This window comes from Pseudomonas sp. TR47, from assembly GCF_044143025.1.
GTDB lineage: Bacteria > Pseudomonadota > Gammaproteobacteria > Pseudomonadales > Pseudomonadaceae > Aquipseudomonas > Aquipseudomonas putida_E.
On the sequence record NZ_JBHFCS010000090.1, the window covers coordinates 1 to 231 of the forward strand.

Annotated in this window: 1 protein-coding gene; it reads left to right on the forward strand. The window is 56.7% G+C overall.

All coding sequences use genetic code 11. The features are described from left to right. Positions 1–18 precede the first annotated feature (18 nt). A partial coding sequence (locus ACEWE8_RS26160) for a hypothetical protein (RefSeq protein WP_395589457.1) occupies positions 19–231 on the forward strand: 213 nt, incomplete at its 3' end.

The following is a 231-nucleotide window of genomic DNA, read 5'->3' on the forward strand; positions in this document are numbered from 1 at the left end:
CGCGAAAGGAGTTCGCCCATGAAACTGAAGCTTGAGCACGCGGAACGACTGCGTCAGCTGCTGAGCTCACCCGATCTAACCCTTCGGAGCAAGCTGATTGTCGCAAAGCGCTATGCTAGACACCTTGGAGCGGTGCTTGAGGGGGAAATAAGTGGGATATTTGTGAGCCAGCCCGACAGGACGGATGCCTTTAGCTTCACCGCCGCTCGTCGGAAAAAGATGCGTTCGGGG